Below are 26563 nucleotides of genomic sequence, written 5' to 3'. Positions count from 1 at the left end.
GACCTCGTCGTCGTACCGACCGCAGAATACATGCAGATTCTAAATTTAGAGCCTATATATAAACGCTGGGTTACCAGCAGATTCCGAGTGAGGCGATCGTGACGAGTCCGCAGACGACCGATCCCGACTGGTGGCGGCAGGCAGTCGTCTACCAGATCTACCCGCGCAGCTTCGCGGATGCGAACGGCGACGGTGTCGGTGACCTGCCCGGCATCATCAGTCGAGTCCCGTACCTGGTGGCGCTGGGTATCGACGCGGTCTGGCTGAGCCCCTTCTACCCGTCCGCGCTCGCCGACGGCGGGTACGACGTCGACGACTACCGCAACGTCGACCCGCGGCTCGGGACCCTGGAGGACTTCGACGGCCTGATCGCGGCGCTGCACGCGGAGAACATCAAGCTGATCGTCGACATCGTTCCGAACCACACGTCGAACCAGCACGAGTGGTTCGTCGAGGCGCTCGATGCCGCGAAGGGCCACCCCGCCCGCGACCGGTACATCTTCCGCGACGGCCCGGACGGTGCCCCCGACCAGCCGCCGTCGGACTGGGACTCGGTGTTCGGCGGCTCCGCCTGGGCGCAGACCGACGACGGCCAGTGGTACCTGCACATGTTCGCTGCCGAGCAGCCCGACCTGAACTGGCAGCACCCCGAGGTCCGCGCGGACTTCCTGGACACCCTGAAGTTCTGGTCCGACCGCGGCGTCGACGGTTTCCGCGTCGATGTCGCGCACGCGCTGGTGAAGGACCTGTCCGAGCCGTTCCCGTCGAAGACCACGCTGCCGCGGCAGTCCGAGTCGAACGGTCAGCACCCGCTCTGGGACCAGGACGGCGTCCACGAGATCTACAAGGACTGGCGCAAGCTGCTGAACACCTACGACCCGCCGCGGTCGGCGGTCGCCGAGGCGTTTGTACCAGCCGCTCGCCGGGCCCGGTACGCGAGTGCCGACGGGCTCGGACAGGCGTTCAACTTCGACCTGCTGCAGGCCGACTTCGAGTACGAGAAGTTCCGCAAGGTGATCGAGGAGAACCTCGCGCTCGCCGAGGAGAACGGCTCGTCGTCGACGTGGGTGTTCTCGAACCACGACGTCGTCCGGCACGCCACCCGGTACGGTCTGCCGCGGAACCCGAAGGGCGGCTGGCAGGACGGCAAGGACTGGCTGCTGAGCAACGGCACCGAGCCGACGGTCGATGTCGCGCTCGGTCTGCGCCGCGCTCGCGCCGCGACCCTGCTGATGCTGGCGTTGCCGGGTTCGGCGTACCTGTATCAGGGTGAGGAGCTCGGTCTGCAGGAGGTCGGCGAGCTGCCGGCCGCGAACCTGCAGGACCCGGCGTACTTCCGCTCGAAGGGCGCCGAGAAGGGCCGTGACGGCTGCCGCGTGCCGCTGCCGTGGACCGTCGGCGGCCTGTCGTTCGGCTTCGGCACGGGTGGCTCGCACCTGCTGCAGCCGAAATGGTTCGGCGCGTACTCCGTCGAGGCGCAGCAGGACGACGCGGAGTCGACGCTGAGCCTGTACCGCAAGGCTCTCGCCGTACGGCGTGGGCTGCGCACCGGCAGCTCGCTCACCTGGATCGACGGCTCCGACGACGTCCTGCACTTCGTCCGCTCGGGCGGCTGGCAGAGCGTCACCAACTTCGGCGCGGCCCCGGTCGAGTTGCCCGACGCGGCGGTCGTGCTGTCCAGCGGCCCGCTCGAGGGTGACAAGCTGCCCAGCGCCACGACTGCCTGGCTGATCTAGCAGTCACTCCAAAGACCCGCTCCGGTCAAGCCGTCCGCGGACGGCCTCCTCCCCCTGTGGCCGGGGCGTGTAGGGACGTGGCGGGGGCACCGGGCGGTTGCCCCCGTCACGATCCATCCCAACTGCGGGAATGTCAGGATAAGCGCGTGACGACGCTTGCGGACGTGATCGCGGTTCTCGATCGGCTCTACAACCCGGCCTGGGCGGAATCCTGGGACGCGGTCGGTCTCGTGACCGGCGACCCGGAGCAGGAGGTACGGCGGATCCTGTTCGCCGTCGACCCGATGCGGGGAGTGATCGACGAGGCGATCGACGGCGGGTTCGATCTGCTCGTCACGCATCACCCGTTGCTGCTGCGCGGCGTGAACAGCGTGGCCGCGACGACGCCGAAGGGCCGCGTGATCCACGACCTGATCCGCGCAGGTGTCGCACTGCAGGTCTGCCACACCAACGCCGACAACGCGAACCCCGGGGTCAGCGACGCGCTCGCCGCCGCGATCGGGCTGCGCGACACCCGGCCGCTGAAGGCGATGCCGGACGAGCCGATGGACAAGGTCGTCGTGTTCGTCCCGGTCGCGGAGACGCAGGCGATGCTCGACGCGCTGGCGAAGGCGGGCGCGGGACAGATCGGCGACTACGAGCGGGCCGCGTGGAGCGGTACCGGCGAGGGGACCTTCCGGCCGCTCGACGGCGCGAACCCGGCGATCGGGACGGTCGGGGACATCGAGGTCGTGCCGGAGAACCGGATCGAGATGCTCCTGCCGCGGCGCAAGCGCCGCGCGGTGGTCGAGGCGCTGGTCGCGGCGCATTCGTACGAGGAACCGGCGTACGACATCTATGAGGTGGCCGCGTTGCCGAGTGAGCGTGGCGGCGGGCGGGTCGGCGTACTCGCGGAGCCGCTGCCGCTGGCCGATTTCGCGCGGCTCGTCGCGGAGAGCCTGCCGCAGACCGAGCACGGTGTCCGCGTGTCCGGGGACCTGGACCGGACGATCGAGACGGTCGCGGTGGTCGGGGGAGCGGGGGATTCCGAGTTCGACCGGGTGCGCGCGGCCGGCGTGGACGCCTATCTGACCGCCGACCTGCGGCACCATCCCGCCACCGAGGCCCGGGCGTACGGCGACCCCGCGCTGGTCGACGTCGCGCACTGGGCCAGCGAGTGGCCGTGGCTGGTCGACGCGGACCGCCTCCTGCGCGAAGCACTGGCGGCCCAAGGCAGTACCGTGGACACTCACATCTCAACGCTCTGCACGGACGCATGGACCCTGCGAATCTGAGCGCGCCGCCACCATTTGAAGGAGCCGACTCTGAACGCCGAGCCCGCCGTCCAACGCCGGTTGCTGGACCTGCAGGATCTCGACCTGCAGCTGGATCAGGTCGCGCACAAGCGCGCGTCGTTGCCCGAGCACCAGGCGCTCAAGGAGCTGGTCGCGGAGAAGTCCGTGGTCGACCGCGAACTGGTCACCGCCGACACCGAGGTCAGCGACCTGCAGCGTGAGCAGAAGAAGGCCGACAGCGATGTCGAGCAGGTCCGGCAGCGCAAGGCGCGCAACCAGCAGCGGATCGACTCCGGTCAGGTCACCTCGCCGCGCGACCTGGAGAACCTGCAGCACGAGATCGGTTCGCTCGACCGGCGGATCTCCGACCTGGAGGACGCCGAGCTCGAGGTGATGGAGAAGCTCGAGGCCGCGGAGGCGGTGCAGACCGACCTGCGCACCCGGGCCGAGGCGTTCGCCGGCCGGCAGGCAGAGCTGGAGACCACCCGCGACGCCGCGCTCAAGGAGCTCGACGAGCAGCGCGCCGAGCTCGGTGACAAGCGCTCCACGGTCTTGGCCGAACTGCCGGAGCAGCTGCTCAAGCAGTACCAGCGGCTGCGGGAGCACAACGGCGGGATCGGCGCCGCGCCGCTGGTCGGCAAGCGCTGCATGGGCTGCCGGATGGAGCTCGCACCCTCCGACCTGAACACGATCAAGGGCGCCGCGCCGGACGCCGTACTGCGCTGTGAAGAGTGCGGACGGATCTTGGTGCGGACGTCGGAGAGCGCCGCATGACCTACGACCACGTCATCGTCGAGGCTGACGGTGGATCGCGCGGGAACCCCGGTCCGGCGGCGTACGGCGCTCTGGTGCGCGACCCGGTGACGCGGAAGGTGATCGCGCAGCAGGGCCGGACGCTCGGGATCGCGACCAACAACGTCGCGGAGTACTCCGGTCTGGTCGCGGGACTCGAGCTCGCCGCGGAGTACGCGCCGAACGCCTCGATCGAGGTGCGGATGGACTCCAAGCTGGTCATCGAGCAGATGGCCGGCCGCTGGAAGATCAAGCACCCGGACCTGCAGCCGCTGGCGATCAAGGCGCAGGGGCTGGCGCCGTTCGGGACCGAGTGGACCTGGGTGCCGCGGGCACAGAACTCGGCCGCCGACGCGCTCGCGAACAACGCGCTCGACGGCATCGACATCCCGCTGACCCCGGCGCCCGCCGGATCGTCACCGACGGTGGCGAAGGACCCGTCGGACCTCGCGAAGGCGATCCAGGGCTGGGGTCCGCAGACCGAGCCGCCGACGCAGCTGATCTTCCTGCGGCACGGCGAGACACCGCACACCGTGGAGAGGCGTTTCTCCGGATCCGGTGGTGACAATCCCGGGCTGAGTGACACCGGCCGTGCGCAGGCGCTGGCGGCCGCCGACTACCTGTCGCGGATCGGTGGGGTCGACGCGCTGGTCGTGTCGCCGATGCGCCGCACCCAGGAGACCGCAGCGGCGGTCGCGGCCAAGCTCGGGCTCGACCCGGTCGTGGACGAGAACTGGCGGGAGGTCGCGTTCGGCGACTGGGACGGGCATACGTTCGCGGAGATCCAGCAGAAGTGGCCGGACGCGATGAACGCCTGGCTGGAGTCGACCGCGGTCGCACCGCCTGGTGGCGAATCGTTCGACCTGTGCGCCCGGCGGGCCCGCTCGGCGCGTGACGGTCTGCTGGCGCGGTACCCGGGCAAGACGGTCGTCGTGGTCACCCACGTGACGCCGATCAAGCTGATGGTCAGGTCGGTGCTCCAGGCCCCGATGTCCGCGCTGTTCCGGATGGAGTTGCGCCCGGCAACACTGACCGAGATCCACTGGTACGCCGACGGCCTCGCGTCCCTACGCTCCTTCAACGTGCAGCCTGCCCTAGTCTGACCCCTATGCCGTTGCAGAGGGTTCGTTTCGCCGAGGCCGTTCCGGAGGTCTTCCGGGCATCGTTGCAGGAGATCCGCCGGGAGCAGGAGGTGCCCGCGGAGTTCCCGCCTGAGGTGACGGCTGCGGCTCTGAAGGCTGCCCAGAATGCTCGGCTGCCGGAGCTCGATCGGACCGACCTCGAGTTCGTGACGATCGACCCGCCGGACTCGATGGACCTGGACCAGGCGTTGCACATCGAGCGGACCGGTGACGGGTTCACCGTGTACTACGCGATCGCCGACGTGGGCGCGTTCGTGCAGGCCGGTGATCCGATCGACGCCGAGGCCCGGCGTCGCGGCGAGACGCTGTATGCGCCGGACAAGCGGACCCCGCTGCATCCGCCGGAGCTGTCCGAGGGCGCGGCCTCGTTGCTGCCCGACGAGGTGCGTCCCGCACTGCTGTGGACGATCACGGTGGACGCGACCGGCGAAGGTACGGGCGTCACGTGCGAGCGGGTCCTGGTGAAGTCGCGCGCGAAGCTCAACTACGCCGGCGTACAGAAGGATCTGGACGCTGGTACGGCGTCGGAGTCGTTGCAGCTGTTGCGCGAGGTCGGGAAGCTTCGTGAGCAGCGCGAACTGGAACGCGGCGGCGTCAACCTCCCGATCCCGGACCAGGAGATCGTCACCTCCAACCACGGCTGGGGCCTGGAGTTCCGGGCGCCGCTGCCGGTCGAGGGCTGGAACGCGCAGATCTCGCTGCTCACCGGCATGGCGGCCGCGCAGCTGATGACGAAGGGCAAGATCGGCATCCTGCGCACGCTGCCCGAGTCGCACGACGACCTGCGGCGCAAGCTCGGCAACACCGCCAAGGCGCTCGGGATCGTCTGGAGCGACCAGGCGACCTACGCCGAGTTCATCCACGGGCTCGATCCGAAGGTGCCGGCGCACGCGGCGATGCTCGCGGCGTGCACAGTGCTGTTCCGCGGCGCCGGGTACACGGCGTTCGACGGCCAGGTGCCGCAGCAGTCGCAGCATGCCGCGATGAAGGCGGAGTACGCGCACGTCACCGCGCCGCTGCGGCGGTTGGTGGACCGCTGGACGTTGGAGATCTGCGTCGCGCTGTCGGCGGGCGTCGAGGTGCCGGCCTGGGTACGCGAGTCGATGGACGAGATCCCGAAGATCATGGACGACGCGGACCGGCGGGCGCACGCGTACGAGCGGTCGATCGTCAGCATGGTCGAGGCGGGCCTGGTCGCGGATCGGGTCGGCGCCGAGTTCGACGGCGTGATCACCGACGTGGACGACAAGGAGAACGCCCGCGGCATCGTCGCGCTGACCAAGTTCGCGATCGAGGGCCGCGTCACCGGTGCGGCACTGCCGCTCGGCCAGCAGGTCCGGGTGAAGCTCGTCGAGGCCGACATCGCCAAACGCACAGTCGCCTTCGAACTGGTTCAAGGCTGACGACACCAGGTTCGGTGCGGCGCTGGCGTTTGGCGAACCGACGGCTAGCTGACGGAGACTCCGGCGGCTTCGAAGTCGTAGATCTTGCCACCGAACTTCAGTGCATCGACCGCGCCGGAGAACGCGTAGTCCCGGCCCTTGCTGACCGTCGCCGTGAGCAGCTTGGCGTCATCGCCGCCGTCGCCCAGGTAGGCGAGCATCTCGGTCCAGGTGCAGCGGGCGCCGTTGATCGAGCACGCCGTTCCGTTGAAGGCGGTACCGGTCAAGCCCCAGTGCTTGTCCGCGTCAGTGCTGGCGTTGAAGACCGTCCACTGGTTGGCGGTGCCGTTGGCCGGTACGTACACCAGCGACGAGTAGTTCGACGCCACCGCGGCCACATTCGGGTCGATCTCGAAGGTGATGCTCGGCATGTTGTTGCCCAGGGCATTGTTCTCGCCGGTCGTGTAGACCGAGAAGCCGACCGTGCCGAGGTCCTTCACGTTCCCGCCGGCGAAGTCGACCTCGTTGCCGAAGGCCACCTTGTCGGCCGCGGACGCGGTGTGCAGGTTGAGGGCGCCGTCACCGAGCGGCGCCTGGGTGGACGTCGCGGCGAGTTCGGCGTCGGCCGCGCCGATCACGTTGCGGTGCACCGTGCCCCAGTGCTTCAGGTACGTCGGGCCGGCCTTGTTCAGCTTGGTCTGGACGGCCGGGGCGAGGTCGACCTCTGCCACCACTCCGTCCTTCAGCTTGGCCGACGTGTCGACCCCGTTCGCCGGGACCGCGAACAACTGGGCGACGAACGCCTGCTGCAGGTCGCTCTGGCCGAGGCTGTAGTTGACAACCTGGCTCTCGGCTACCGAGTTGCGGACCAGCGGATAAGTGATCGCCGTAGCGGTCTGGCCGGTGACGCCGGCGTCAGCCGCGCCACCACCGAGCACCGAGATGCCGACAGCCGTGACAGCCAGCGTGAATGCGGATCCTGCCGCCGCGAGGCGGTTCTTCGAGTTGGACATGATTCCCCTTGCTTCCACCCGAACGGGCGGAATTGCGGTGCCGCCAGGAGTCGAACCCGGCCCATCCCCGCACACCTAGACGGTCTAGACCCGTCTACCGTGCGTCACCGTATAGGGCTTCGAACGTAATGGGAACAGCCAAGCCACCGCATGGTCCCTACTTCGCCCACCGACAGGCTTGAACCTGCTTCACCGCCTCGTCAGGTAGTCCTCGACTGCGGCGGTGGTGCGTTCCAGGTCGCCGGTCGCGAGCAGGTCGAGCAGGGCGCCGCGGAGCATCGCCAGTACGGCGGTACGTCGTGCCTCGGTCTGCTCGGGTGCGCTCGACTTGAGCAGCTCGAGCCAGTCGTCGACGGTCGACCGGGCGAAATCCGACCACGGGCCCTCCGGCGCGACGAGCGAGCGCCCGTACGCCTCGACCCAGAACGTCATCAGTGGCCGGCGTTCCGGCGCGGCCAGCCAGGTCCACAGTTCCCGCGCGATCACGGTCAGGCCGGGCGGCTCGTCGTACCGCTGCTCGGTCTGGCGGAGGAGTTCGAGCTGATCGGCGCGGCCGCGGGCGAGCAGGGCGCGGATCAGGCCGTCCTTGCTGCCGAACAGGAACAGCAGCACACGCGGGCTCGAGCCGATCGCGGTCGCCAGCGGGCGCAGGGACAGGTCGGCGAGCCCGTGGGTGAGCGAGTAGGCGTACGCGCGCTCGAGCAGTTCTTGCTCCCGCGCGGACGGGGCTTCCTTCGTGGTTGGCACGAGGGCTAGTATTGCTTACTGAAACAGTCGTGTCAGTAGATCGGGTAGGTAGATGACGAAACTGATCAGGAAGCTGGGGCACCCTGAGACCTCGGCTGGGTCGTGCAGTCGCATGCGGAGGTCTATGCGGCGGAGTACGGCTGGGGCCCGTCGTACGAGACGTTGATCGCGCAGATCGTGTCGGCGTACGCGTCCGAGCATGACGACGAGCGTGAGGCCGCGTGGATCGCCGAGGTGGACGGTGAGCGGGCCGGCAGCATCTTCTGCGTGCGTGGGCCGGACGAGACGACCGCTCAGTTGCGGCTGCTGCTCGTCACGCCGGCTGCTCGCGGGCTCCGGCTCGGCGCCGAATTGGTCGATACGTGTTTGGCGTTCGCTCGCTCAGCCGGATACAAGCGGATGGTGCTGTGGACGAACGATCCCTTGGTCGCGGCCCGGCACGTCTATCTGGCGCGCGGGTTCCGCCTCACGGGGTCCGAAGTACACGAGATGTGGGGCGACAATCTGGTCGGTCAGACGTACGAGCTGGATCTCTAGCTCTTACAGGCCGGTGCGCCGGGGGCGGCGGTCTTGTAGATCGCGTGCGAGAGGAATGTGTTGACGTACCCGTTCGTGACGGTCAGCGCGTGGCGCGGGCCGGCGCTGCCAAGCGGCAGGAACCTGCGCAGCGGGTACGCCAGGTAGTAGGCGCCGTAGTCGGTGAAGTTGAAATGCCGGGTGCCGGGGACCGTCGCGCACCACGACGTACCGGTGCTTGCCTTGAGCAACGAGAGTGCGCGGTCCCGGTCGTGGTCGTTCTTCGCGTCCGGGCCGCAGACGCTGGTGATACAGGAGTCGTCGGCGCCGAGCAGCAGGATCGGCGCCTTCACTCCCTTCGTCACGACGTCACCGAACTGGATCCCGTCGAGGTCGACCGCGGCCGCGCAGCGTGCGTCCAGGCGGCAGGCCTCGAGTGAGGCCGCGCCGCCGAACGAGTGGCCGACGTACGACGGCCCGACCGAGGACTCGACCGAGTTCGGAAGCTCCTTGGCGACCATGCCGGCCGCGAACCGTGCGTCGGCGGCCCAGACGCCGACGAGGTGATCGCCGACCTGCTGCGCGCTCTCGGTGCTCTCGCCGAGGTTCGGCGGGTTCGCTTCCGGTTTGCTCTCGATGGTCTGCCCGCCGAGGACGGTGAGGTTCGCGCTGTACGTCGGGGTGACGCCGGCGACCAGGTATCCGTGACTGGCGAGATCCTCCGCGAGAGCGGCGTACATCGGAGCCGACAGACCCATACCGGGCATCAGCACGACGACCGGGAACCGGCCGGGTGCGACGGCGACGCGGTCGAGGGCGCGGTCCTGGAGAGTGTCGAACGGTCCTTGGAACAAGGAGGTCGGCGCCTTGAGGTGGAGCCCGCTCCACGCACCCGGCGCGTACTGGACGCGGCGGCCGGTGGTGTCCTTGGCGACCGGGTACCAGAGCCAGACGGCGAGGCGGCGGGAGCCGTTCGAGTACGGGTCGCGGCGGGGCGTGTCGGTCCACTCGTACGTCCGCCGCCCGACCTGAAAACTACCGGTCGTCTCCGGCAACGCCACGGGCTCCGACCGCTGCACCAACACCCATCCCACATACCCAGCCCCACCAACAAGCACCACCAGGAGGAAGAACACGACCCCAGTCCGCACTCGCCTCCGCATACCCCCACTTTCTCACCCCAGCGGTCGACATCCCGTCCTCCCGCCCGCCGAGTCGTGAGAATCGGTAGCCAAAACCCACCAATCTCCACGACTCGACCAACCAGCCCGCAGCCAATCACCACGACTCGGCGGCCAGTGGTCAGGTCGGGAGCCCGAAGGAGCCGGCGACGGCGAACACGCGTGCGCGACCGGTGCGGGAAGTCGTGTGCGCGGCCGAGGGCGGGATGTAGCCGCCTCCGAGTACCACCGTGTCGCCGAGTTCGGCGATCGTGCGTCCGTCGGCGTCGAGTACGGCGACTGAACCGTCACGGGAGACCACCGAGCATCCCGGCGGCCAGGCCACCTCGACGAGGTGATCGCTCTTCCGGACGACCACGCAGTTCGTGGGCTCGTCCACCGTGAGCACTCCTTCGAGCCGCGCCGCCATGTTGCGCGCCGGGCGTTCCTGGACAGTCAGGTACGGCGTGTGGATCGAGTCGTCGGCGGACACGGTTTCGATCGTACGGCGATTGTTGGCGGGAGGGTGTCGAAGTGGTGGGGGTGGTTCCGACGTCTCGGGTGTTCTGTTGGTTGATGAAGGAGTTGGGATGGGCTTGCCGGAGGTTGTGGCGCGGGATGCATGGTTGGGTGCGCGGCGTGAGTTGTTGGCTGCGGAGAAGGCGTTCACCAAGGAGCGTGATGCGCTGAACGCGCGGCGCCGTGAGTTGCCGATGGTGTTGGTCGACAAGGGGTATTCGTTCGCCGGGGCCGAAGGCTCGGTGGGGCTGCTGGAGTTGTTCGAGGGGCGGGACCAGTTGGTCGTGTACCACTTCATGTTCCAGCCGGAGTGGGACGCCGGGTGCCCGAACTGCACCGGGTTCGTCGACGACATCGGGTCGACGCGGCTGCTCAACGCGGCGAACACCACGTTCGCGCTGGTCTCGCGGGCGCCGTACGAGAAGCTGGCCGCGTACCGGGAGACGCGTGGGTGGGAGTACCCGTGGTACTCGTCGTACGGGAGCGACTTCAACTACGACTACCACGTCACGCTGGACGAGTCCGTCGTACCGTTCGAGTACAACTACCGCACCAAGCCGGAGTGGGACGTGCTGCCGAACAACGAGCACACCCAGACGCAGCAGCCCTTCGACCTCCACGGCCTGAGCTGCTTCCTCCGCGTCGACGAGCACGTGTACCACACCTACTCGACGTACGGCCGAGGCCCCGACGCAATGACCTTCACCGTCACAGCCCTCGACCTAACCGCCCTCGGCCGCCAAGAACCCTGGGAAAAACCCGCCGGCCGCGCCGTAAACAACCACGACAACCACTGCCACTAGCCCCACGCTCCTGAGCAGTCAGAGCTTGGCGATTGCGGCGGCTCGTTCGGCTGGGGAAAGGGTGGCGGCGTCGAGTACGAGGTCGAAGGGGCCGTTCAGACCGATGCCGTAGTGGTCGCGGGCGTTGCCTGCGTGGCGGCCGTGGTTGCGTTCGTGCTCGCGCTTCTCGATCACGTCGAGTGGGGCTTGCAGCGCGACCCAGCGGACGTCGTACGGCGCTACAGCGGTCCGCCAGGCGGGCATGATCGTGTCGTCGACCGGCATCTCGTCGAGGATGACGTTGTTGCCGGCGTCGAGCAGCGCGACGACGGCGGCCCGCATGCCCGCCAGCATCCGCTCTCCCGCCGAACCGTAGTGCGTGACGATCCGCGGCTTCCCGTCGTCGTCGGTCAGCACGTCCTGCCAGAACCCCGGCCCGGGGCCTCGCCGGTGGCCGCCCCAGTCCTGCGGGAACATGTCGTAGAAATGATCCAGCCCGACGACGAGATAGGGCTCGGGCAGCAGCAGTTGCAACTGCCGCGCCGTACTCGATTTCCCGACGCTCGACGTGCCTACCAGGCCGATCAGGCGCCCGGGCATGTTCGCACCTCTCGTCTGTGGACCGGGTGTGGGGAACGGGTCGGTCTGTAAGCCGGATTCTGTGGTGGCGATCATCCATCTACGGTGGCCGTTGCCGGGCACCTCTAGCGGCCTACCCGCGAGCTCGGGCGGGCCGCCCTCAGACGCTCGCGCGGGTGGTGGTTGCCCACCGCCCTTCTTGGCCTTGCTCCACGTGGGGTTTACCTAGCCTCCACAGTCACCTGCGGAGCTGGTGGTCTCTTACACCACCGTTTCACCCTCACCCGCACTCCTATGAACCACGGGGTTCATCGGAGCCGCTGGCGGTCTGTTCTCTGTGGCACTGTCCCGCGGGTTACCCCGGGTGGGCGTTACCCACCACGCTGCCCTGTGGAGTCCGGACTTTCCTCGGCGCCCTCTGCAAAGGACGACGCGATCGCCCGACCGACCCGTTCCGTACGATCAGGATACGGCCTCGGCGGTCACCTCGGGCCACAGGCCGTCCGGACCCCGGTGGTACGGGCGTACGTCGACCACCGCGTCCAGGTTCAGCGGCCCGTAGATGTGCGGGAAACTCATCCCGGTCCCGTCCAGGTCCTCGTCGCAGAGCGCGGAGACCAGCCGGGCGGTGTCGATCACCAGCAGACACAGCGGCTCGGCCACGTCGTCGTACGCGAAGTTCGCGACCATCGCGACCTGGTCGGGGCGGGATGCGTGGATGAACGTCGCGCCGTCGTCGAGGCTCTTGCCGCGGGTCGACCACCGGTAGCTCCCGGCGTCCCGCGCGGCCGCCCACTGGTCCACGAACGCGATGTGCAGAATCGTCGCCATAAACCCAACGCTAGTGGTTGCAACGGTGGATTAAGGTGCTCGACATGGCCAACGAGGAGCACACCGACCCCGAGACCAAGCCGGAGACCAAGCCCGCGAAGCCGGTCGACGACCTGGTGACGACGCAGCACACGCTGACGGTCGACGGGCAGGAGTTGCGGTACACGGCGACCACCGGACGGATCGTGCTCCGCGAGGAGGTGTTCACCGACGGCAAGTTCGACGGGCTGAAGCCGAAGGCGGAGGTGTTCCTCACCGCGTACACGCTGGACGACGCGGACGCCGAGGACCGTCCGGTGACGTTCGCGTTCAACGGCGGCCCGGGATCGTCGAGCATCTGGCTGCATCTCGGTCTGCTCGGCCCGCGCCGGGTGGTCTCCGGCGACGTGGGTGAGCTCGCGCCCCCGCCGTACTCGATCGTCGACAACGCCGAGACGTTGCTGAAGTACAGCGACGTGGTGTTCATCGACCCGGTATCGACAGGGTTCTCACGGGCCGCGGAGGGGGAGAAGCCGGGGGACTACCACGGGTTCACGCGCGACCTGGAGTCGGTCGGTGAGGTGATCCGGCTGTGGACGTCGCGGAACGGGCGCTGGATGTCGCCGAAGTTCCTGGCCGGCGAGTCCTACGGTACGACGCGTGCGGCCGGGCTGGCCGCGCATCTGCAGCAGCGGTACGGGATGTACCTCAACGGCGTCATGCTGATCTCGGCGGCGCTGGAGTTCGGGCCGCTCGACTTCACACCGGGCAACGACCTGCCGTACACGTTGTTCCTTCCGTCGTACGCCGCGATTGCGCACTACCACGGGATGGTTCCGGACCGGTCGCTGGAGGACGTGCTCGCGGACGCGGAACGGTTCGCGGCCGGTAGGTACCCGAATGCGCTTGCCCAGGGCAACCGAATCCCGGCGGACTACCGCGCCGAGGTGGTCACCCGGCTGGCGTCGCTGACCGGGTTGAGCGAGGACTACATCGATCGCGTGAACCTGCGGATCGAGCACATGCGGTTCTTCGGTGAGCTGTTGCGCTCCCGCCGCCAAACGGTCGGACGTCTCGACGGTCGCTTCACCGGATGGACCGCGGACTACGGCTCGGAGACACCGGATCGCGACCCGTCGATGAACGCGATCACCGGGCCGTACTCCGCGGCGCTCAACCATTACGTGCGCGTCGAGCTCGGCTACGAGAACGACCTGCCGTACGAGGTCATCAACATGGACGCCGCGAAGAACTGGTCGTTCAAGGAGTTCGAGGGCCAGCAGATCTCGGTTGCGGACAAGCTCGCCGAGGCGATGCGCGGCAACCCGCACCTGAAGGTGCACGTCGCCTCCGGCCACTACGACGGTGCGACGCCGTACTTCGCCACCGAGCACACTCTCGCCCGCCTGCGGATCCCCGCCGAACTGACCACCAACATCGAAACGAAGTACTACCCGGCCGGTCACATGATGTACGTCCACGACCAGTCCCGCATCCAGCAGTCTGCCGATCTAGGCACGTTCATCACCGCATCCTCCAACCGAGGCGGTCAGGAAGGGTAGATGCGGAAGCCGGTGTAGGTGCGGTGTTCGAAGGACTGGTAGAAGTCCTCGGCGGTGTCGGTGACCAGGTCTACGCGTTGGGCGCCGGTCAGAGGTGCGGCGTACTCGAGGAGGGCGCGGCCGATGCCCTTGCGGCGGTACGCGCGGTGGACGGCCATCTGGGACAGGTGAGCCTGGATGTGGCCGTCGCTCTGCAGGTACGCGAAGCCGATGACCTGGTCGCCGTCGAGCGCGACGACGGTCGTCACGCCGGGAGCAGTGAAGACCGCGTGCGCGCGAGCCGAGTCGGCGGGCAGGCTCGGCCAGTTCTCCGCTTCGCAGATCGCGAGGATCCCCGGCAGGTGGGTCTCCTGGTACTGCGTGACGGTCACGGCACGGTGAGTACTTCGGCGCCGGTGTCGGTGACTACCAGGGTGTGCTCGAACTGTGCCGTCCGCGACTTGTCCTTCGTGGTCGCGGTCCAGCCGTCGTCCCACAGGTCGTACTCGTACGTGCCGAGCGTCAGCATCGGCTCGATCGTGAACGTCATCCCGGGCTCGATCACGTCGTCGAAACGCTCGTCGTCGTAGTGCGGGATGATCAGGCCGGAGTGGAACGACGTCGAGATGCCGTGGCCGGTGAAGTCGCGCACCACGCCGTACCCGAACCGCTTGGCGTACGACTCGATCACGCGGCCGATGATGCTCACCTGACGACCGGGCTTGACCGCCTTGATGGCGCGGTTCAGCGCCTCGAGCGTGCGCTCGACGAGCAGCCGGCTCTCCTCGTCGACATCGCCGACCAGGAACGTCGCGTTGGTGTCGCCGTGCACACCGTCCAGGAACGCCGTGATGTCGACGTTGACGATGTCGCCGTCCTCGAGTGGACGGTCGTCGGGGATGCCGTGGCAGATCACCTCGTTCACCGACGTGCACAGCGACTTCGGGTAGCCGCGGTAGCCGAGCGTCGACGGGTACGCGCCGCGGTCGACCAGGTACTCGTGGCCGACCCTGTCGAGCTCGTCTGTGGTCACGCCTGGCTTCGCCGCCGCACCGACCGCCTGCAACGCCTGCGCGGCGAGCTTGCTCGCGACCCGCATCTTGTCGACCAGCTCGGGCACCGTCACGTAGGACCCGTCGAACGGCGTAGGCGCCGGCTTGTCGACGTACTCCGGACGCGGAATGGAAGCAGGTACATCGCGGCGCGGCGAAATGACGCCAGAGGTAAGGATCGACATGGTGAGATCATTCTAGAGAGCGCTGCGACAAGACTCCCAGGAGGTGGTCATCCAGATGAGTGACGATCACAGCAACGAGTGGTACTACAACACCAAGACCGGCAAGGTCGAGCCGTACCAGGGTGCGAAGTCGGGGGACCGGCTCGGGCCGTACAGCACGCCCGAGGAAGCCGCGCGCGCCCTGGAGAAGGCCCAGGAACGCAACGAGGCCTGGGACAACGACCCGAAGTGGAACGACGACTGAGGTCCGGCTCCGACGACGTGCTGAGGGGCACCACCGAACGCGGTGGTGCCCCTCAGCCGTTACTGACTTCTGTTGCTTGCTGACGTGAAGGTCAGCGGGCTACCCGCTTGGCCGCGGTCTTCCGGGCCGGAGCCTTGCGCGCCGGTGCCTTCTTCGCAGCGGTCTTCTTCACCGCGGACTTCTTCGCGGCGGTGCGGGCCGGTGCCTTCTTCGCGGCGACGCGCTTCGCCGGCGCCTTCTTGGCGGCGACCTTGCGGGCCGGAGCCTTCTTGGCCGGAGCCTTCTTCGCTGCGACCTTCTTCGCCGGCGCCTTCTTGGCGACGGTCTTCTTCGCGACAGTCTTCTTGGCCGTCGTCTTCCGCGCTGCCGTCGTCGTCTTCTTCGCAGCGGTCGCGCGCTTCGCCGGCGCCTTCTTCGCGACGGTCTTCCTGGCCGTGACCTTCTTCGCCGGAGCCTTCTTGGCCGCGACCTTCTTCGCGGGGGCCTTCTTGGCGGTGGTCTTCTTGGCCGGCGCCTTCTTCGCCACCGTCTTCTTGGCGGCGGTCTTCTTGGCCGCACTCACCTTCTTCGTCGCTGTCTTCTTTGCTGCGCTGACCTTGCGCGCGGTCGTTGTCTTCGCGGCGCTGGTCTTCTTCGCGACAGTCTTCTTGGCGGGAGAAGCCTTTTTGGCTGTCGCCTTCCCTGCGGCTGCCTTCTTGGCTGGCACTCTGCCTCCTTGGTGCGGCTGAGGAAAACCACGGTGGATTCCTCGTCGTCATGATGATGACAACACTTGTGCGCTACGTAAAGCACCGGAAACGTCCGCAGGTTAAGGAGAACTGGCGGCGTACTGGCGGCTAAATGCCGAGAATCCTTGTGCAGAAGGGATTCCGCCGCGCCCTGAGCATGCCGGATAGGCTGAATAATTTCTTGGCGACACGCGCACAATCTGGCCATCGAACGCCCCGATCGACGAGTGTTGTCCTCGGCAACGTCCTGCGAACGTGAGGTGCAACGAGCAGATGAAGAGTGCGTACGACGACCTGCGCAACGTCGTCGAACTACCCGACGAGGTGCGTCGTGTGGTGAGCATCGTGCCGTCGTTGACGGAGTCGATCGCGGTCACGCATCCGGCCGAAATCGTTGGTGCTACCGACTGGTGCACGCATCCCGCGGACCTCGACGTAGTACGTCTTCGAGGCACCAAGAATCCCGACGTCGATCGCATCCACGCACTCGCACCGGACGTCGTCGTCGCGAACGCGGAGGAGAATCGCGCGGCCGATCTCGACGCGTTGCGAACGAGTGGAATCGCGGTCTGGGTGACGGCGCCGACGACAGTGCCCGAATCACTCGACTCGCTCGGTCGCATGCTGTCCGCGATCATCGGCGGCGAACCGCAGTGGTTGCACGATGCGCGGACGGTGTGGAGTACGCCGTACGCCGGAATGCGCCGGCGGGCCGTGATACCGATCTGGCGGCGGCCGTGGATGGCGCTCGGCCGGGACACGTTCGCAGGCGATCTGTTGTCGCGGATCGGTATCGACAACGTCCTTGGAGAATCTCGTGAACGTTATCCGCGGATCGACCTGGACGTGTTGCCGGACTACGACATCGTGGTGCTGCCGGACGAGCCATATCCGTTTTCACCGGACGACGGACCGGAGGCGTTCACGAATCCCGCCCGGTGTGTGTCGGGACGGCATCTGACCTGGTACGGACCGTCACTCGTGCAGGCCCGCGAACTGCTGAGCGGACAGCTTTCGTGACGTCCGCCACGATCGCCGCGCGACCTCTAGACGGGTTAGGTATGCCTCACCTACGCTCACCGCGTGCCGTCGATGACCGCGAAGAAGAAGTGCTGCAAGGACAAGCCGAGGTGCAAGAAGTGCCCGGTCGTCCTGCTGCGCCTGTCCAAGGCAGGCTGCGCCGAGCGGCTCGATCGCGTGCACTACGAGGTGGACAAGAAGGTCCCGAAGAAGGTCCTCAAAGAAGCCCGCAAGCGCTGACTCAGGACGCCCGGCGCAGCGTGATCACGTCCGCTGCCCGCCGGAGCATTCCGGGGATCGTGACGTGCGCGGCCTGACCGGTCGCCTCGAGATCGTCGCCGTACCACCAGCCGTGTGCGCTGATGGTCTGCAGCTCCAGCTCCTCCTGGTTCGCGAACGTCACGTCGACGCTGTCCACCGCGACCGCGAAGAACGTCTGGTGCTGGACGATCCGGCAGCCACCCCACTCGAACTCGATCGTGTTCGTCGCCACCGGTGTGCCGAGCGCGTCGATCGGCAGCACGATGCCGACCTCTTCGCGCAGTTCGCGGCCGGCCGCTTCCGCGACCGTCTCACCGGATTCGACGCCACCGCCGATCGTGAACCAGTACGGCGTCTGCGGCTTCAGCGGATCCCAGCCGTGCAGCAGCAGCACCTTGCCGTCCGGACGCACCGGCAGCACGCGGGCCGTCGTACGGTGTCGGACCGTTCCTGGTGGTGGCAACTGGGATTCGCTCACACCACAAAACGCTAAAGGAAACTGCTCGCTCTGCGTCGGGTGCTGCGGCGCGTCTCACATGGTTGCTGTGGACATCTACGATCGAAGACATGGCAAGTATCGGTCTCGGACTGGCAGCGCTCGGGCGTCCCGGCTACATCAATCTCGGGCACGACGAGGACCTGCCGCCGCGACGTGCCGTCGAGGATCTGCGGGTGCGGACACACGAGCTGCTGGAGCAGGCGTGGCAGGCAGGTGTTCGGTATTTCGACGCCGCGCGTTCGTACGGTCTTGCCGAGCAGTTCCTCGGAGAGTGGATCACACCGGAACGCCGTACGGCGATGACCGTCGGGTCGAAATGGGGTTACACGTACGTCGCCGACTGGCGGCACGACGTGGAGACGCACGAGGTGAAGGACCACAGCCTCGCGACGTTCGAACGCCAATGGCCGGAGACCCTTCAAGCGCTTGGTGGACCACCGGACTTCTACCTCGTGCACAGCCTGACGTTCGACAGTCCCGCGCTCGAGGACAAGCGCTTGCTGGATCGGCTGCGCGAACTCGCGGACTCCGGTGTCCGCGTCGGTCTCTCCACGAGCGGTCCACGACAGGCCGAGACGCTGCGCAAGGCGTTGTCCTCCGGTACGCCGTTCTCCGCCGTACAAGCCACCTGGAACGTCCTGGAGACGTCAGCCGGCGGTGCACTCGCCGAGGCGCACGACGCCGGCTGGTTCGTCGTCGTCAAGGAGGCGGTCGCCAACGGCCGCCTCACGTCCCGCGGCGGCGAGACGCCGTTCAACGAGTTCGCCCAGCAGCACGGCGTCGCACCTGACGCACTGGCCGTCGGCGCGGCTGTCGCTCAGCCATGGGCCGACGTGGTCCTCAGCGGAGCAACCACGACGGCCCAACTGACCAGCAATCTCGCCTACCGCACCGACGGCCCGCTCACCGAGTTCGCACAACAACCCGAGGAGTACTGGACCGAACGCTCATCGCTCCCATGGATTTGACGGCCTGAGGGCCTGACGCAGCGCACCGGACTTCGCAGTCGTTGTCGCAGCCGCCACGTCTCCGGACAACTACCGGGGAGGTGCAGAGTGGCGTCAGAAGGTGTGTTCGTCTCCCGGGAACGCGCCCGAGGCGACCTCGGACGCGTACGTGGTGGCGGCGTTGGTCAGGATGCCGCGCAGGTCGGCGTACTGCTTGACGAAGCGCGGCATGGTGCCGGAGCGGAGGCCTGCCATGTCCTGCCACACCAGCACCTGGGCGTCGGTGTCGCGGCCGGCGCCGATGCCGATCGTCGGGATCGGGATGCGCTTGGTGATCTCCGCGGCGACGTCGCCCGGGACCATCTCCAGCACCACCGAGAACGCACCGGCCTCGGCGAGCGCCACGGCGTCGTCGATCAGACCGGCCGCCTGATCGCCCCGGCCCTGAACGCGGTACCCGCCGATGCTGTGCTCGCTCTGCGGCGTGAAACCGATATGCGCCATCACCGGGATGCCGGACTGCGTGAGCTTCTCGACCATCGGTACGACGGTCCGCCCGCCCTCGAGCTTCACCGCGTGGACGCCGGCTTCCTTCATGAACCGCACGGCCGTGTGGAACGCCTGCTCCGGCGACGCCTGGTACGAACCGAACGGCAGGTCCGCGACAACCAGCGAGTGCTCGACCGCGCCGGCAACCGCACGCGCCAGCGGGATGAGCTCGTCGACCGTCACGCGCAGGGTCGTGTCGTAGCCGAACACGTTGTTCGCGGCGGAGTCACCGACGAGCAGCACCGGGATGCCGGCCTGGTCGAAGATCTCGGCGGTGTACTGGTCGTACGCCGTCAGCATCGCCCACTTCTCACCGCGGCTCTTGAAGTCCCGCAGATGATGGATCCGGTACCGCCGCGGCCGCTTCACCCCATCACCAGCCGCTACACCTCCACCGGCCGGCTTCCCAGCACCTCCGCCGTACGGCGAAACCTCCGCGTCCGCACCGGGCGCGACACTCGCAACCACAGCCGGTGTGTTGCTCACAGCCTGGCTCGCCGCCGGGCTGACCACAGCGCTCGCGGATACGTCCGCACCTGGTGCGGTGTTCGCCGACGGACTGGTTGGTTGTGCGCGGCGTCCTGCTCGGTGTGAGGTGAGCTGTTCTGTGGAGACCTGGCTGGGGGCGTCCTGCTGGACGTCCGCGCGCCGACGGGCTCCGATCGGGCGAGCCGCGCCAGGCACGTGCGGTTGTTCGCCAGCAGGTTCGTCGCTGACCGGTGCGTTGCTCTCGTACTCGGCACTCGGGTCCGACAGATACCCGTTGTCCCGCACCCCAGGAGCCGCGTCCTGCTCACCAGCCCGGAGCCGAATCTCCTGAGGCTGAGTCTCTTCACCCACACCCTGCCGCCGCTCAGCCTCCGCGCGCTGTCGGGCCTGTTCGCGTCGCCGAGCTGCTTCGCGTTGCTCCGCGTCCTGACGCCGCAGTGCTTCCAGGCGGCGTTCAGCGTCCTCGCGTCGCTGGGTTGCTTCGTCTCTGCTGGGGTCTTCCGGCCGACGGGGTGGCTCTTGCCGGACCGCTTCTTCTTGGCGGCGGGCGTTGTCGGGCTCAGGGGAGCGGGGCGGCTCGGCCGAGCGGGGTGGCTCGGGTGCGCGAGTTGGCTCGGGAGTGCGGTCGTGGCCCCAGATCGGTTCGGGTCCCGGGCCCGGCTCGTAGCGGCGCGGTGGTTCCTGACCGCGGCTCGACTCCTGGGCACTTGGTGCGTCCGGTGGTTGCAGACGCTGCGGAGGCCGCGGCGGCTGCTGCGGACCCAACCCATTATTCAGCCCATTGCCAGACCCGTTGCTGCTGAACCCGTTGCCGTTGCTCGTGCCGTTGCTCGACCCGTGACTACTCAGCCCGTTGCTCGACCCGTGGTTCAGCCCGTTGCTGGTTCCGTTGTTCGCCGCAGGTTGACCACCAGCCGACGGCTGTGGCGCGAACGGGCTCGTCTGTGGTGCCGGACTGCTCCAGTTCGTGCTGCCGTTGGACGGCTGCGACGGGCGCTGCGGCGTACCGCTGCCACCCGGAGCCGAAGGCGCCTGCGACTGAGGCGCCGGCGACGGAGGTACGGGGGGCTGAGCCGGCCGCGGCTGCGCCCCACCTGACACACCGTTACTCCCGGACCCAGAACCGGACCCAGGCCCGAACGGACTAGGCCGCCCCTGCGGCGGTGCCTGCGGAGGTTGTTGCGCGGGTGGCTGCGGCCGGAACGGGTTCTGCTCTTGGTACTCCCGCCCGTACGACTCCTCCCGCGACTCTCCGTGGTACTCCTGCCGCTCTACCCGCGGCGGCTGCTGCGAAGGAGGTGGCGCACTCGGCAGGTACGGCGGCTTCGGGACGTACGGCTGCTGCGGCACCGGGCCGCGCTCGTACGTCCGCGGCGCGTTCGGCAGCGACGGTGAAGGGTCGAGACCCCACCCTGAACCAGCAGAGTCGCGGTCCCGCCAACTGTCGTTGTCGTAGTCCGAGCGGCGGTGTTCCTCGGTTGCCCGGTTCGCCGGTCCGGTCCCGTACGGCGAGGGCAACTCCTCGTCGTCACCCTGGGTACCGGCCGACAGGAAGTTGTCAACCATGCGCTCATCGTCCCACCGTTGCGGAGGGTGAGCGCCACCGCCTGTGGGTGAGCGATCGCTCACATCCTCCTTGGGCAGGCCGGAGCGGTCGTGGGTCTCCTCGGTGGAGCCCCACGACTGATCCTGGGCCCAGGGGTCGGGCTGGGATGGGCGGTACCGCCAGGAGTCACTCAGTGCCCGGCCGCCTTTCGTGCGTCCTCACGCCATGCATTGGTGATCGGCAGCCGACGGTCCCGGCCGAAGGCCTTGTGGGTGATCTTCGGGCCCGGTGGGTACTGCCGGCGCTTGTACTCCGCTCGGTCGACGAGCTGGATCACCTGGGTGACCAGCCCGGTCTCGAAGCCGGCGGCGACGAGCTCAGCACTGCCGCGGTCCTGTTCGACGTAGTCGTCCAGCATGTCGTCGAGCAGGTCGTACGGCGGCAGCGAGTCGGTGTCCTGCTGCCCGGGGCGGAGCTCGGCAGACGGCGGTTTGGCGATCGAGTTCGCCGGGATCGGGGGCTGCTGCCCCTTCTCCTTCGCGTCCGCGTTCCGCCATTTGGCGAGCCGCCAGACGAGCGTCTTCGGGACGTCCTTCAGCGGCGCGTACCCGCCGACCGCGTCACCGTAGATCGTCGAGTAGCCGACGGACAGCTCCGATTTGTTGCCGCAGGCAAGCACCAGGTGGCCGTCGGCGTTCGACAACCCCATCCAGATCACCGCGCGGACCCGCGCCTGCAGGTTCTCCTCGGCGAGCCCGGTCAGGCCGAGCGTGTCCAGGAACGGCTGCACCATCGGCTGGATCGGTACGACGCGGTAGTTCAGGCCGGTCCGCGCGGCGAGGTCGGCGGCGTCGTCCTTGGAGTGGTCGCTGGAGTACACGCTCGGGTTGGAGATCCCGAACACGTGCTCGGCGCCGATCGCGTCGCAGGCGATCGCGGCGACCAGCGAGGAGTCGATGCCGCCGGACAGTCCGAGCAGCACCGACTTGAACCCGTTCTTCTGGACGTAGTCGCGCAGGCCGGTGACGATCGCGCCGTACATCTCGGCCTCGTCGGACAGCCGCGGCGCGATGTTCGACTCGATCGCCTCGTACGGCGGGAGCTCGTCGTCCTGGAGGACGGTGTGCACGATCTCGATACCTTCGTGGGTGCCGGACGGCGTACCCGAGGCGGCCGGAAGGTCGAGGTCGACGACCATGCTGCCCTGCTCGAACTGCGGCGCGCGGGCGAAGATCTTGCCGTCGGCATCGGCGATCAGCGAGTCGCCGTCGAAGACCAGTTCGTCCTGGCCGCCGACCAGGTTCACGTACGCGAGCGCGCAGCCGGCCTCGCGGGCGCGGCGCCGGACGAGATCACCGCGGACGTCGTCCTTGTTGGCCTCGTACGGCGAACTGTTGACGACGAGCAGCAGGCCCGCACCGGCCTCGCGGGTGACCGCGACGGGTCCGCCGTCCTGCCAGAGGTCCTCGCAGATCACGAGGGCGACGTCGACGCCGTGGATGCGGACGACCTGCAACGTGTTGCCGGGGACGAAGTGCCGGAACTCGTCGAAGACGCCGTAGTTCGGCAGGTGGTGCTTCACGGCACTCGTGACGACGCGGCCCTGGTGGATGACCGCGGCGGCGTTGGTGGGGGAGCCCTTCGGGCGGCCGAGGCGGTCGATGCCCATCGCCGTACCGCCGGCCCGGTCGAGGTACCCGCAGATCACCACGATGTCGCCGAGTCCTTCGTCGGCGAGCCGCTTCGCGAGCGAGTGGATCCGGGACTGCGAGGCGTCCACGAACGACGCGCGCAGCGCGAGATCCTCCACCGGGTAACCGGTCAGCCCGAGCTCGGGGAACGCGACCACGTGCGCGCCTCGCTCGACCGCGTTCCGGGTCCACGCGACGATCTTGTCGGTGTTCCCGTCGATGTCACCGACGGTCACATTGAGTTGAGCAAGCGCTACCCGAAGCTGAGGCACGAGAGCACATTACTGGTTCCCACGGCCCGACCCCACGCCCGTTGCCAACCTCTTACGAATGCCGAAGGAAAGTCCGCACCTGATCGAGGTTGCGTTCCACGGTCTCCATCGCGTCCACGGTCAGCCGCTCACCCTCCAACTGGGGGTACTCACTCCGCATCCGCAGCACGTGGTCCCACCCCACCTCGTGCCATCCGGGGATCCCACGCCGCCGCCCTTCCAGCCGCCGGCGGTGCTCACCTTCATCGCTGCAGACGCACTCCACGATCCGCAGCCGCCCGTCGTACCTCGCGGCCAGTTGCCCCCACCGCTCCGCGATCTCCTCGTTGACCAGACAGTCCACGATCGCCGACTGCCCGAGCATCAACTGCCGTTCGACGAGGGTTCCGAGGAGGTCGTAGTACATCGCCAGGAACGCCGGACGGTCGAGGCCGCCGAGGACGCCGTGCGGTCTGAGGGCTCCGAGCAACCAGTCGCCGGCGAAAGCCGGGACTCCGGTTTCGGTGGCCAGTTGTTCGGCCAGCGTCGACTTTCCGGTTCCCGGCAGTCCGGTGAACGCGATGATCTGCTTCACCGTGACGACGTTAGCGAGGTGCGGGCCACGACGAGGGGAGTGAGGGTGGTCCAGCCGAGGCACTTGTAGAGGCGGCGACCGTCGGGGGAGGCGGCCAGGTAGGCGGTGGTGGCGGAGCGGCATCGGGCAGCGTGTCCGAGGGCGGTCATGACGGCCCGCGCGAGACCGCGGCGGCGGTGGGCGGGATCGGTCTGGATCATGTCGGCGACGGCGCCGGTGTGCAGGATCGCCATCCGTCCGGTGGCGGCGATCTCGCCGTACTCGTAGACCTGTGCTTCGACCACCGACGGCGTGGCGGAGAGTTCGAGGGAGTACGGCGGGGGAACGGGATACGACACCTGGTCGGCCAGCCGGACAGTCATCAGCCATTCGGTGCGGACGATCTCGAACGGCCGGAGGTCGGCGGCGACGCGATCCGCCGCGCCGGCGGCGATCGTGAGCCACGACGTACCGGGCGGATTGCAGTCGGTCAGCGCGAGATGCGCGGCGGCGGTGGCGTGCTGCTCGGTCGCGACGTACTCGACCCGCCGCTCCGGCTCGCCGATCCGGACGACCGTGACGTCGTCGATGCATTGGAAGTCGGTCCACCCGCGGGAGGCCGACCACCCACGCTGCCAACGATTCAAGGCTTCGTCGTGCATGCACATATCGAACAGCGACGAAGGTTCACGTGGCAGGGACTTTCGTCGGATGTGCCGCCGACGCCGCGTGGATTGACTAAGAACCATGAGCACCCAGAGCGGGCCGACCGGACTGAGCGAACGCGCGCTGGGCCCGGACCTCGCCCGCGGCTTCATGCTGCTCTTCATCGCCTTGGCGAACTCGCACTACTTCATCGCCGGCCACGAGTACTTCAGCGGCTTCCCCACCGCGGGATCGCCCGTCGACCACGTGGTCGGTCTGCTGATCTCGACCCTCGTCGACGGTCGCGCGTTCCCGATGTTCGGCGTCCTCTTCGGGTACGGCGTCGCGCAGATCGTCCGCCGCCAACGCGAATCCGGCAACGACTGGTGGCCGATCCGCAAACTGCTGTGGCGCCGCAGCCTCGTCCTGGTCGTGCTCGGTTTCCTGCACGCGATGCTGCTGTACGTCGGCGACATCCTCGCGGCGTACGGCGTACTTCTGTTCCTCGGCGTCTGGGCCCTGCGCTGGAAGGACCGTTGGCTGTTCGTCGTCGCCACCGCGGTCCTTGTCCTCACCGCACTGCCCAGCGGCGACACCCTCGCCGGCTCCGCCGAAGGTCCCGATCCTTCGATGCTCCCGGCAACCTTCCTCGGTCAGTTCCCCGACCGGTTGGTCGTGCAGCCGTTCATCGCCGGCCTCGGCTGGATCGGCTTCGTGACGCCGTTCCTGATCGGCCTGTGGGCGGGTCGCCGCCGGATCCTCGAACGCCCGGCCGAGCACCTCACCCTGCTGCGTACGACGGCGCTGCTCGGCCTCACCATCGCGATCCTCGGCGCGCTCCCGGTCTCGCTCGTCGTCGGCGGCGTACTCTCCCGGCCGAGCGACCACGCGGTGACGGTCCTCGGACCGTTGCACGACGCAGCCGGTGTCTTCGGCGGATTCGGGTACGCCGCTCTGATCGTGCTGATCGCACATCGGCTGAGCCGTTCTGGGGGCGACCGCCAGGGCCGTGTGACCGTGGCGGTCGCCGCCGTCGGACAACGATCGTTGACGTGCTACCTGGCCCAGTCCGTCGTCTGGGCGGTCGTGTTCACGCCGTACCTGCTCGACCTGTCGGACACGCTCGCCACGACCACGACAGCTCTGCTCGCCGTCGCGACCTGGCTGGCGACCGTGCTGCTCGCCGACCGGATGCGACGCGCCGGCTACCGCGGACCGTTCGAGCTCCTGATTCGCAGGATCACGTATCAGCCCAGGACGATCTCGGACACGCGATCCCGCAACTCCGGGAGCCGTGCGTAGAACACGTCACCCGGGCACTGCGTCGTGTTGTAGTCCCGGTGCCCGACGATCGCGACCTGCGGGTCCAGACCGTACTTCGTGCACAACCACGCGCACGTCAGCGCCGACATGTCGAACAGTGCGACCGGCACGTCCTCGCTCACGTAGATGCCCTCGTGCTCGATGCCGATCGTGTGGCTGTTGTTGTTCGCCGTCTGCGCGCCGAGCACGTTCTGCCCGTTGTTGATCGACGACAGCGACTTGCTGCGGCCCTCCATCAGGAACCCGCCGCGGCTGATCGTGAGCTGGTTGCCGATGTCGATCCAGCCGTTGGTGTCCATGTGCAGGTCCTGGATCCAGTGCTGAACCTTGTACGCCGCGGCGAGCGAGTAGTCGGTGACGTTCGGGCTCGCGGTGTGGTGGATGACGATGTGGTCGGGCTTGCCGATCACCTGTGTCGCGGACTTGGGAGGACGCGCGGACCACTCGGTGCGCGTGTAGCAGCGCGGCGCGGGGGCGGCGTGCGCCGCTGTCGGGAGGGTGATGCCACCGAGCAGTACGCCGCCGGCAGTTGCGCCGAGGATCGTACGCCGGGACACCAGTGTCGA

28 protein-coding genes and 1 other RNA gene are annotated in these 26563 nt (G+C 68.1%); 13 read left to right on the top strand and 16 right to left on the bottom strand.

Translation table 11 applies throughout. The annotated features are described in order from the left end of the window. Window positions 1-98: 98 nt before the first annotated feature. The 5 genes from E0H45_RS27535 to E0H45_RS27515 all read left to right on the top strand — a co-directional run bounded on the left by E0H45_RS27535 (window position 99) and on the right by E0H45_RS27515 (window position 6347). Complete coding sequence (locus E0H45_RS27535; protein WP_202872529.1) at window positions 99-1736, top strand: glycoside hydrolase family 13 protein; 1638 nt, start codon at window positions 99-101, stop codon at window positions 1734-1736. Between the two features lie 146 nt (window positions 1737-1882). Continuing rightward, complete coding sequence (locus E0H45_RS27530) at window positions 1883-3010, top strand: Nif3-like dinuclear metal center hexameric protein (protein ID WP_131342612.1); 1128 nt, start codon at window positions 1883-1885, stop codon at window positions 3008-3010. A 15-nt stretch (window positions 3011-3025) separates the two neighbouring features. Continuing rightward, window positions 3026-3784: a zinc ribbon domain-containing protein gene (locus E0H45_RS27525; protein WP_131342610.1), complete on the top strand. Its 759-nt coding sequence runs from the start codon at window positions 3026-3028 to the stop codon at window positions 3782-3784. Then, window positions 3781-4905: a bifunctional RNase H/acid phosphatase gene (locus E0H45_RS27520; protein ID WP_131342608.1), complete on the top strand. Its 1125-nt coding sequence runs from the start codon at window positions 3781-3783 to the stop codon at window positions 4903-4905. The genes E0H45_RS27525 and E0H45_RS27520 overlap by 4 nt, the downstream gene beginning before the upstream one ends. Window positions 4906-4910: 5 nt before the next feature. After that, window positions 4911-6347 (top strand): RNB domain-containing ribonuclease, encoded by a 1437-nt coding sequence (locus tag E0H45_RS27515; protein ID WP_131342606.1) that lies wholly within the window; start codon window positions 4911-4913, stop codon window positions 6345-6347. Between the two features lie 44 nt (window positions 6348-6391). On the opposite strand, the gene E0H45_RS27510 is transcribed toward E0H45_RS27515, so the two are convergent. After that, window positions 6392-7339: a hypothetical protein gene (locus tag E0H45_RS27510; RefSeq protein ID WP_131342604.1), complete on the bottom strand. Its 948-nt coding sequence runs from the start codon at window positions 7337-7339 to the stop codon at window positions 6392-6394. 189 nt (window positions 7340-7528) lie between these two features. After that, window positions 7529-8086 (bottom strand): TetR/AcrR family transcriptional regulator, encoded by a 558-nt coding sequence (locus tag E0H45_RS27505; RefSeq protein WP_131342602.1) that lies wholly within the window; start codon window positions 8084-8086, stop codon window positions 7529-7531. A gap of 102 nt (window positions 8087-8188) precedes the next feature. Between E0H45_RS27505 and E0H45_RS27500 the strand changes: the two genes are divergently transcribed. After that, window positions 8189-8623, top strand: a complete 435-nt coding sequence (locus E0H45_RS27500) for a GNAT family N-acetyltransferase (protein ID WP_131342600.1) — start codon at window positions 8189-8191, stop codon at window positions 8621-8623. Here the strand turns inward: E0H45_RS27500 and E0H45_RS27495 are convergent. Both E0H45_RS27495 and E0H45_RS27490 read right to left on the bottom strand, forming a co-directional pair. Continuing rightward, the gene (locus tag E0H45_RS27495) at window positions 8620-9765 is read right to left on the bottom strand and encodes an alpha/beta hydrolase (protein ID WP_131342598.1); all 1146 of its coding nucleotides are present in this window, start codon (window positions 9763-9765) and stop codon (window positions 8620-8622) included. The two genes, E0H45_RS27500 and E0H45_RS27495, sit on opposite strands and share 4 nt — an antisense overlap. 139 nt (window positions 9766-9904) lie before the next feature. After that, window positions 9905-10255, bottom strand: a complete 351-nt coding sequence (locus E0H45_RS27490; protein ID WP_131342596.1) for a hypothetical protein — start codon at window positions 10253-10255, stop codon at window positions 9905-9907. 97 nt (window positions 10256-10352) lie between these two features. Here E0H45_RS27490 and E0H45_RS27485 point away from each other — a divergent pair, with 97 nt between their 5' ends. Next, a complete protein-coding gene (locus E0H45_RS27485) occupies window positions 10353-11084 on the top strand; it encodes a DUF899 domain-containing protein (protein WP_131342594.1) in 732 nt (243 codons plus the stop codon). Window positions 11085-11102: 18 nt separating this feature from the next. Here E0H45_RS27485 and E0H45_RS27480 read toward each other — a convergent pair whose 3' ends face one another. From E0H45_RS27480 to E0H45_RS27470, 3 genes are all read right to left on the bottom strand, one after another. Then, window positions 11103-11663 (bottom strand): phosphotransferase-like protein, encoded by a 561-nt coding sequence (locus E0H45_RS27480; protein ID WP_131342592.1) that lies wholly within the window; start codon window positions 11661-11663, stop codon window positions 11103-11105. 32 nt (window positions 11664-11695) lie between these two features. After that, an RNA gene (rnpB, locus tag E0H45_RS27475) (RNase P RNA component class A) lies at window positions 11696-12094 on the bottom strand. Between the two features lie 10 nt (window positions 12095-12104). After that, entirely contained in the window at window positions 12105-12473 is a 369-nt protein-coding gene (locus E0H45_RS27470) for a DUF952 domain-containing protein (protein WP_131342590.1), read from the bottom strand. 44 nt (window positions 12474-12517) lie between these two features. Here E0H45_RS27470 and E0H45_RS27465 point away from each other — a divergent pair, with 44 nt between their 5' ends. After that, on the top strand, window positions 12518-14014 hold the full coding sequence (locus E0H45_RS27465) for a S10 family peptidase (protein ID WP_131342588.1): 1497 nt from the start codon (window positions 12518-12520) through the stop codon (window positions 14012-14014). On the opposite strand, the gene E0H45_RS27460 is transcribed toward E0H45_RS27465, so the two are convergent. After that, a complete protein-coding gene (locus tag E0H45_RS27460) occupies window positions 14002-14385 on the bottom strand; it encodes a GNAT family N-acetyltransferase (protein ID WP_131342586.1) in 384 nt (127 codons plus the stop codon). The genes E0H45_RS27465 and E0H45_RS27460 overlap by 13 nt on opposite strands. Then, complete coding sequence (gene map / locus E0H45_RS27455) at window positions 14382-15230, bottom strand: type I methionyl aminopeptidase (protein ID WP_131342584.1); 849 nt, start codon at window positions 15228-15230, stop codon at window positions 14382-14384. Before map ends, E0H45_RS27460 begins: the two co-directional genes overlap by 4 nt. Before the next feature lie 55 nt (window positions 15231-15285). On the opposite strand from map, the gene E0H45_RS27450 reads away from it, so the two are divergent. Further along, entirely contained in the window at window positions 15286-15474 is a 189-nt protein-coding gene (locus E0H45_RS27450) for a hypothetical protein (RefSeq protein WP_131342582.1), read from the top strand. A gap of 91 nt (window positions 15475-15565) precedes the next feature. Here E0H45_RS27450 and E0H45_RS27445 read toward each other — a convergent pair whose 3' ends face one another. Next, window positions 15566-16180, bottom strand: coding sequence for a histone H1-like repetitive region-containing protein (locus E0H45_RS27445; RefSeq protein ID WP_131342580.1), 615 nt, complete (start codon window positions 16178-16180; stop codon window positions 15566-15568). Between the two features lie 295 nt (window positions 16181-16475). Here E0H45_RS27445 and E0H45_RS27440 point away from each other — a divergent pair, with 295 nt between their 5' ends. Then, entirely contained in the window at window positions 16476-17222 is a 747-nt protein-coding gene (locus E0H45_RS27440) for a helical backbone metal receptor (RefSeq protein ID WP_131342578.1), read from the top strand. Window positions 17223-17285: 63 nt separating this feature from the next. Further along, complete coding sequence (locus E0H45_RS42585; RefSeq protein ID WP_157996160.1) at window positions 17286-17462, top strand: hypothetical protein; 177 nt, start codon at window positions 17286-17288, stop codon at window positions 17460-17462. A 1-nt stretch (window position 17463) separates the two neighbouring features. Here the strand turns inward: E0H45_RS42585 and E0H45_RS27435 are convergent, their stop codons facing one another. Further along, window positions 17464-17961: an NUDIX hydrolase gene (locus tag E0H45_RS27435; protein ID WP_131342576.1), complete on the bottom strand. Its 498-nt coding sequence runs from the start codon at window positions 17959-17961 to the stop codon at window positions 17464-17466. An 89-nt stretch (window positions 17962-18050) separates the two neighbouring features. Between E0H45_RS27435 and E0H45_RS27430 the strand changes: the two genes are divergently transcribed. Then, on the top strand, window positions 18051-18950 hold the full coding sequence (locus E0H45_RS27430; RefSeq protein WP_131342574.1) for an aldo/keto reductase: 900 nt from the start codon (window positions 18051-18053) through the stop codon (window positions 18948-18950). 93 nt (window positions 18951-19043) lie between these two features. Here the strand turns inward: E0H45_RS27430 and panB are convergent, their stop codons facing one another. The 4 genes from panB to E0H45_RS27410 form a co-directional block, all read right to left on the bottom strand. Further along, a complete protein-coding gene (gene panB, locus E0H45_RS43790; RefSeq protein ID WP_337590421.1) occupies window positions 19044-21533 on the bottom strand; it encodes a 3-methyl-2-oxobutanoate hydroxymethyltransferase in 2490 nt (829 codons plus the stop codon). 170 nt (window positions 21534-21703) lie between these two features. Next, the gene (locus tag E0H45_RS27420; protein WP_131342572.1) at window positions 21704-23476 is read right to left on the bottom strand and encodes an NAD+ synthase; all 1773 of its coding nucleotides are present in this window, start codon (window positions 23474-23476) and stop codon (window positions 21704-21706) included. 52 nt (window positions 23477-23528) lie between these two features. Next, window positions 23529-24050: a P-loop nucleotide/nucleoside kinase family protein gene (locus E0H45_RS27415; protein WP_165546609.1), complete on the bottom strand. Its 522-nt coding sequence runs from the start codon at window positions 24048-24050 to the stop codon at window positions 23529-23531. After that, window positions 24047-24691: a GNAT family N-acetyltransferase gene (locus tag E0H45_RS27410; protein WP_165546608.1), complete on the bottom strand. Its 645-nt coding sequence runs from the start codon at window positions 24689-24691 to the stop codon at window positions 24047-24049. Before E0H45_RS27410 ends, E0H45_RS27415 begins: the two co-directional genes overlap by 4 nt. 85 nt (window positions 24692-24776) lie before the next feature. Between E0H45_RS27410 and E0H45_RS27405 the strand changes: the two genes are divergently transcribed. Then, window positions 24777-25976: a DUF418 domain-containing protein gene (locus E0H45_RS27405; RefSeq protein ID WP_131342566.1), complete on the top strand. Its 1200-nt coding sequence runs from the start codon at window positions 24777-24779 to the stop codon at window positions 25974-25976. Here the strand turns inward: E0H45_RS27405 and E0H45_RS27400 are convergent. After that, complete coding sequence (locus E0H45_RS27400; protein WP_202872528.1) at window positions 25922-26554, bottom strand: peptidoglycan recognition protein family protein; 633 nt, start codon at window positions 26552-26554, stop codon at window positions 25922-25924. The genes E0H45_RS27405 and E0H45_RS27400 overlap by 55 nt on opposite strands. Window positions 26555-26563 lie beyond the last annotated feature (9 nt).

The sequence above is a fragment of the Kribbella soli genome, assembly GCF_004331345.1.
Taxonomy (GTDB): domain Bacteria; phylum Actinomycetota; class Actinomycetes; order Propionibacteriales; family Kribbellaceae; genus Kribbella; species Kribbella soli.
The sequence above is the reverse complement of the archived record's forward strand: the minus strand, read 5'-3'. Positions and strand labels throughout refer to the sequence as shown.

What these genes read in the sequence shown, in the direction of transcription:
- E0H45_RS27520 (WP_131342608.1), top strand. Translation starts at nt 3,781, where the DNA reads ATGACCTACGACCACGTCATCGTCGAGGCTGACGGTGGATCGCGCGGG.
- E0H45_RS27410 (WP_165546608.1), bottom strand. Translation starts at nt 24,691, where the DNA reads ATGCACGACGAAGCCTTGAATCGTTGGCAGCGTGGGTGGTCGGCCTCC.
- map (WP_131342584.1), bottom strand. Translation starts at nt 15,230, where the DNA reads ATGTCGATCCTTACCTCTGGCGTCATTTCGCCGCGCCGCGATGTACCT.
- E0H45_RS27430 (WP_131342574.1), top strand. Translation starts at nt 18,051, where the DNA reads ATGGCAAGTATCGGTCTCGGACTGGCAGCGCTCGGGCGTCCCGGCTAC.
- E0H45_RS27470 (WP_131342590.1), bottom strand. Translation starts at nt 12,473, where the DNA reads ATGGCGACGATTCTGCACATCGCGTTCGTGGACCAGTGGGCGGCCGCG.
- E0H45_RS27495 (WP_131342598.1), bottom strand. Translation starts at nt 9,765, where the DNA reads ATGCGGAGGCGAGTGCGGACTGGGGTCGTGTTCTTCCTCCTGGTGGTG.
- E0H45_RS27515 (WP_131342606.1), top strand. Translation starts at nt 4,911, where the DNA reads ATGCCGTTGCAGAGGGTTCGTTTCGCCGAGGCCGTTCCGGAGGTCTTC.
- panB (WP_337590421.1), bottom strand. Translation starts at nt 21,533, where the DNA reads ATGGTTGACAACTTCCTGTCGGCCGGTACCCAGGGTGACGACGAGGAG.
- E0H45_RS27450 (WP_131342582.1), top strand. Translation starts at nt 15,286, where the DNA reads ATGAGTGACGATCACAGCAACGAGTGGTACTACAACACCAAGACCGGC.
- E0H45_RS27485 (WP_131342594.1), top strand. Translation starts at nt 10,353, where the DNA reads ATGGGCTTGCCGGAGGTTGTGGCGCGGGATGCATGGTTGGGTGCGCGG.
- E0H45_RS27440 (WP_131342578.1), top strand. Translation starts at nt 16,476, where the DNA reads ATGAAGAGTGCGTACGACGACCTGCGCAACGTCGTCGAACTACCCGAC.
- E0H45_RS27405 (WP_131342566.1), top strand. Translation starts at nt 24,777, where the DNA reads ATGAGCACCCAGAGCGGGCCGACCGGACTGAGCGAACGCGCGCTGGGC.
- E0H45_RS27510 (WP_131342604.1), bottom strand. Translation starts at nt 7,339, where the DNA reads ATGTCCAACTCGAAGAACCGCCTCGCGGCGGCAGGATCCGCATTCACG.
- E0H45_RS27465 (WP_131342588.1), top strand. Translation starts at nt 12,518, where the DNA reads ATGGCCAACGAGGAGCACACCGACCCCGAGACCAAGCCGGAGACCAAG.
- E0H45_RS27480 (WP_131342592.1), bottom strand. Translation starts at nt 11,663, where the DNA reads ATGCCCGGGCGCCTGATCGGCCTGGTAGGCACGTCGAGCGTCGGGAAA.